Genomic DNA, 5,295 nt, shown 5'->3' with positions numbered 1-5,295 from the left:
CGTGGTGCCGGCGGTGTCCGCTGCCGTCTCCGCGGCGGCACGGGCCGACGGGGTCGCCCGCCGCTGACCGGAAGCCGGGTGGTCGCGCCGTGGCCGGCGGTCCGGGCCCGGCGGTCCGGGCCCGCTACGTTGGACCCATGTTCGCCGTCTACGCCGACTCGTTCTCGACCCAGGACCCCCTCTCCGGACTGGTGGTGGGCGAACGGCCCGATCCCGAGGTGCCCCCGGGGTGGACCACGGTCACGGTCAAGGCCGCCTCGCTGAACCACCACGACCTGTGGACGCTGCGCGGGGTGGGGCTGCGGGAGGAGGCGCTCCCGATGATCTTGGGCTGCGACGCCGCGGGGTACGACGAGGAGGGCAACGAGGTCCTGGTGCACGCCGTGGTGAGCGACCCCGACTGGAGCGGGGACGAGACCCTCGACCCGGGCCGGTCGCTGCTCTCCGAGCGCTACCAGGGCACCTTCGCCGAGAAGGTCGCGGTGCCTCGGGGCAACGTGGTGCCCAAGCCGGCCTCGCTCAGCTTCGAGGAGGCGGCCTGCCTGCCCACGGCCTGGCTCACGGCGTACCGGATGCTGTTCGTCCAGGGGGGACTCAAGCCCGGGGAGACGGTGCTGGTGCAGGGAGCCGGCGGCGGCGTGGCCACCGCGTTGATCACCCTCGCCCGGGCCGGTGGGCTGCGGGTGCTGGCGACCTCCCGCGACGAGGCCAAGCGCGCCCGCGCGCTGGAGATCGGCGCGCACGAGGTCTACGAGGCCGGCGCCCGCTTGCCGTTCCGCGTGGACGCGGTGATGGAGACCGTCGGGCGGGCCACCTGGTCCCACTCGGTGCGCTCGCTGCGCCCGGGGGGCACCCTCATCACCTCGGGGGCCACCTCGGGCCCGCAGCTCGACGACGCCGGGCTGACCCGGATCTTCTTCCTGCAGCTGCGGGTGATCGGCTCGACCATGGGCACCCGCGGCGAGCTCGCCGCGCTGGCGAGCATGCTGGATGCCACCGGGGTCCGACCGCTGGTGGACCGGACGCTGCCGATGGACCAGGCGCGCGAGGCCCTCGCCGCGATGGCTGCCGGTGAGCTGTTCGGGAAGATCGTGCTCACCCGCTGACGCTGCGCCCCCTCCGCGGGACCGCCCTCAGCCGAAGACGAGCGCGAAGTCGCGCACCCGGAACGACACCAGCGGCTGTCGGCCGGCCAGCCACCCCAGCGGCCCCTCGGCAGCGAAGTCCCAGTGCGCCAGACAGGGCAGCGACCGGCCCCGACCCGCCACGGGGGTCACCGCAGGCGGGCCGCCCTCGCGGGGCTGCTCGGTGCGGAACCGGAACGGCAGAGGTACGGCGGCGCGCGCGACGTCGGCGAACGACGCGGAGGCGACCTGGGTGCTGCCGTCGGTGGCGGCCCACTCCGCGTGCCCGACCAGGCCGAGCCCCGAGGCTGTGTGCGCGAGCACCCCCAGCTGCTTGGGGAGGTGCCACAGCGACCGGGCGCCGTCCCGGGAGGCGGCCGAGTCCACCCACAGGTCGCGCACCTGCACGGCGCGGCGGCTCAGCCGACGGGCGACGACCAGCTCGCGGTAGCTGAGGGTCCCGCCCGGCTGGTAGTCCACGAACCCGGTGACCCAGGTGTCGGTGCCCTCGCCGGGGGCGGCGGCGCGAATGAGCGAGACCCAGGCCTGTCCGCGCAGCGACCACGGGGGTGAGGGGAACGGCATGCGGGATCAGTCCTCGGGGTCGTCGAACCGCGCCAGCCAGGTGGCGAACCGCTCCACGGCCGTCTCGAACTCGGGGTGGGTGTCGGTGAACTCCTGGAGCCGCTCGGCCAGCCAGCCCAGCGTGACCTCCTCGTCGCCACGACGCTGCTCGAGCTCCTCGATGCCGCGGTCGGTGAAGTACACGGCTCAGCCCTCCGGGACGGCGAAGGACTGGGCCAGCAGCCCCTTCTGCTCCTCGGTATGGCGCTTGAGGGTGCCGACCGACGGAGAGGAGGACGCCGGCCGAGAGACCCGCTCCACCTCGACGTCCAGCTGCGGCCACACGTTGAGCGCGTAGTGCGGCCAGGCCCCCATGTTGGCCGGCTCGTCCTGCACCCAGCGCACCCGGCGCAGGCGCGGGTACCGGGCGATCTCGGCGGCGATCTCACGCACCGGGTGCGGGTAGAGCTGCTCGATGCGGGCGATGGCGACGCCGGCGCCGTCCTCGCGCCGGGCCCGCTCCACCATCAGGTCCCAGGTGATACGACCCGAGCAGATCAGCAGGGTCTCCACCGTCTCCGGGTCGGCGGCCGCGTCGGGGACGAAGGGACGGAAGGTGCCCGAGGTGAAGTCGGCCGGCTGTGAGGAGGCCTCCTTGCGCTTGAGCATGGACTTCGGGGTGAAGACGACCAGCGGCCGGTGCTCCTCGCCGAGGGAGTGACGGCGCAGCAGGTGGAAGTGGGAGGCCGGCGTGGAGGGCTGGGCCACCACGAAGGCATCCTCGGCGCACATGGTGAGGAAGCGCTCGATCCGCGCCGAGGAGTGGTCCGGGCCCTGCCCCTCGTAGCCGTGCGGGAGCAGCAGCACCACGCCGGACTGCTGGCGCCACTTGGTCTCGCTGGAGGTGATGAACTCGTCGATGATCGTCTGCGCGCCGTTGACGAAGTCCCCGAACTGGGCCTCCCACAGCACCAGGGCGTCGGGCCGGGCCACGGAGTAGCCGTACTCGAAGCCGAGCGCGGCGTACTCCGACAGCAGCGAGTCGTAGACGAAGAACTTCGCCTGGTCCTCGCTCAGGGTCGCCAGCGGCGTCCACTCGTCGGCGTTGGTGCGGTCGATGATCGTGGCGAAGCGCTGCACGAAGGTCCCGCGCCGGGAGTCCTGGCCGGCCAGCCGCACCGGGCGGCCGTCCATGAGCAGCGACCCGAACGCCAGGATCTCGCCGGTGCCCCAGTCGATGGGACCCTCCGTGATCGCCGCCGCCCGCCGCTGCAGCTGGGGCAGCACCTTGGGGTGCACCGTGAACCCCGCCGGCGGGGTGACGTAGGCGTCCGAGATCCGCTTGAGCACCTCGGGGGTGACGGCGGTGCCGGCCTCGCTGACCGGCTTGTCCGGGTAGTCCGGCACCGTGGTCCACTCCGAGGGCTGGGCGTTGGCCTCGCGCACCTCGGTGAACACCCGCTCGAGCTGCTGCCGGTAGTCCTGCAGCGCCTGCTCGGCCTCCTCCACGGTGATGTCGCCGCGGCCGATCAGCGACTCGGTGTAGAGCTTGCGGACCGAGCGCTTGTGCTCGATGAGGTCGTACATCAGCGGCTGGGTGTACGACGGGTCGTCGCCCTCGTTGTGACCCCGGCGGCGGTAGCAGACCAGGTCGATCACGACGTCCTTCTTGAACGCCTGGCGGTACTCGAAGGCCAGCCGGGCCACCCGGATGCAGGCCTCCGGGTCGTCGCCGTTGACGTGGAAGATCGGTGCCTGGACCATCCGGGCCACGTCGGTGCAGTAGAGCGAGGACCGCGACGAGCCGGGCGAGGTGGTGAACCCGACCTGGTTGTTGACGACCACGTGGACGGTGCCGCCGGTGCGGTAGCCGCGCAGCTGGGAGAGGTTGAGGGTCTCGGCGACCACGCCCTGCCCGGCGAACGCGGCGTCGCCGTGGACCAGGACCGGGAGCACCGGGTACTCCGCACCCCGGTTGAGCACGTCCTGCTTGGCGCGGGCGATGCCCTCGAGCACCGGGTCGACGGCCTCGAGGTGGGAGGGGTTCGCCGCGATCGAGACCTTGATCCGCGCGCCCGAGCCGGCGACGAACTCGCCCTCCGCGCCCAGGTGGTACTTCACGTCGCCGGAGCCCTGGACGGTGCGCGGGTCGATGTTCCCCTCGAACTCGCGGAAGATCTGGGAGTACTTCTTGCCGACGATGTTGGCCAGCATGTTCAGCCGGCCGCGGTGGGCCATCCCGATGCAGACCTCGTCCAGCCCGGCCTCGGCCGCCGCGACGCACACCTCGTCGACCAGCGGGATCGTGGTCTCGGCGCCCTCGAGGGAGAACCGCTTCTGGCCGACGAACTTGGTCTGCAGGAACGTCTCGAACGCCTCGGCCTGGTTCAGCTTGAGCAGGATCCGCAGCTGCTCCTCCCGCGGCGGCTTCACGTGCGGCTGCTCGACCCGCTGCTGGATCCAGCGGCGCTGCTCGGGGTCCATGATGTGCATGTACTCGATGCCGACGGTGCGGCAGTAGGAGTCGCGCAGGATCCCCAGGATGTTGCGCATCTTCATGAAGCGGCGCTCGCCGCCGAACGAGCCGGTGGCGAACTCGCGCTCGAGGTCCCACAGGGTCAGGCCGTGCGACTCGACCTCCAGGTCCGGGTGGGAGCGCTGGCGGTACTCCAGCGGGTCGGTGTCGGCCATCACGTGGCCGCGGACCCGGTAGGCGTGGATCAGCTCCAGGATGCGCGCCTGCTTGCTGATCTCGTCGTCGTGGCTGGTGGAGATGTCCGAGGCCCAGCGGATCGGCTCGTAGGGGATGCGCAGGGCGGCGAAGATCTCGTCGTAGAAGCCCTCCTCGCCGAGCAGCAGGCCGTGGATCCGGCGCAGGAACTCCCCGGACTGCGCCCCCTGGATGACCCGGTGGTCGTAGGTCGAGGTGAGCGTCATCACCCGGCTGATCGCGTTGCGCGTCAGCGTGTCCTCCGAGGCGCCCTGCCACTCGGGCGGGTACTCCATCGCACCCACCCCGACGATCGCGCCCTGCCCCTTCATCAGCCGGGGGACGGAGTGGTTGGTGCCGATCGTGCCGGGGTTGGTGAGCGAGATCGTGGTGCCCTGGAAGTCCTCCACGGTGAGCTTGGCGTCTCGGGCCTTGCGCACGATCGTCTCGTACGCCGTCCAGAAGGCCGCGAAGTCCATCGTCTCCGCCGCCTTGATCGAGGGGACCAGCAGCTGACGGGTGCCGTCGGGCTTGGGCAGGTCGATGGCCAGCCCCAGGTTGATGTGCGCAGGCGTGACGAGGGTCGGCTTGCCGTCGACCACGTCGAAGCCGACGTTCATCTCCGGCATCGTGCGCAGCGCCTTGACCAGGGCGAAGCCGATGATGTGGGTGAACGACACCTTGCCGCCGCGGGCCCGGGCGAGGTGGTTGTTGATGACGATCCGGTTGTCCCACAGGAGCTTCACCGGCACCGAGCGGACCGAGGTCGCGGTCGGCACGCTGAGGGAGGCGTCCATGTTCTGCACGGTGCGGGCCGGGGCGCCGCGCAGGACGGTGTACGTCGGCTCGTCGCTCGCGGCGGCGGGGGCCGCCGGGGCGGGGTCCTTGGCCACCGGT

General features: G+C 71.8%; 4 protein-coding genes. 1 reads left to right on the top strand and 3 read right to left on the bottom strand.

What is annotated here, in order from left to right; genetic code table 11:
* Positions 1 to 137: 137 nt before the first annotated feature.
* A complete protein-coding gene (locus PLP61_RS14775) occupies positions 138 to 1,106 on the top strand; it encodes a zinc-binding dehydrogenase (RefSeq protein ID WP_324503513.1) in 969 nt (322 codons plus the stop codon).
* A 27-nt stretch (positions 1,107 to 1,133) separates the two neighbouring features.
* Here the strand turns inward: PLP61_RS14775 and PLP61_RS14770 are convergent, their stop codons facing one another.
* From PLP61_RS14770 to PLP61_RS14760, 3 genes are read right to left on the bottom strand one after another with little or no spacing between them, the layout of a single operon-like run.
* Entirely contained in the window at positions 1,134 to 1,709 is a 576-nt protein-coding gene (locus tag PLP61_RS14770; protein ID WP_324503512.1) for an acetoacetate decarboxylase family protein, read from the bottom strand.
* Between the two features lie 6 nt (positions 1,710 to 1,715).
* Positions 1,716 to 1,892, bottom strand: coding sequence for a DUF6104 family protein (locus PLP61_RS14765; protein ID WP_324503511.1), 177 nt, complete (start codon positions 1,890 to 1,892; stop codon positions 1,716 to 1,718).
* Between the two features lie 3 nt (positions 1,893 to 1,895).
* Entirely contained in the window at positions 1,896 to 5,291 is a 3,396-nt protein-coding gene (locus PLP61_RS14760) for a multifunctional oxoglutarate decarboxylase/oxoglutarate dehydrogenase thiamine pyrophosphate-binding subunit/dihydrolipoyllysine-residue succinyltransferase subunit (protein ID WP_324503514.1), read from the bottom strand.
* Positions 5,292 to 5,295: the final 4 nt, after the last annotated feature.

Origin of the sequence: Nocardioides sp., assembly GCF_035429765.1 — a bacterium.
Classification (GTDB): Bacteria; Actinomycetota; Actinomycetes; order Propionibacteriales; family Nocardioidaceae; genus Nocardioides.
The sequence above is the reverse complement of the archived record's forward strand: the minus strand, read 5'-3'. Positions and strand labels throughout refer to the sequence as shown.

What these genes read in the sequence shown, in the direction of transcription:
- PLP61_RS14775 (WP_324503513.1), top strand. Translation starts at nt 138, where the DNA reads ATGTTCGCCGTCTACGCCGACTCGTTCTCGACCCAGGACCCCCTCTCC.
- PLP61_RS14770 (WP_324503512.1), bottom strand. Translation starts at nt 1,709, where the DNA reads ATGCCGTTCCCCTCACCCCCGTGGTCGCTGCGCGGACAGGCCTGGGTC.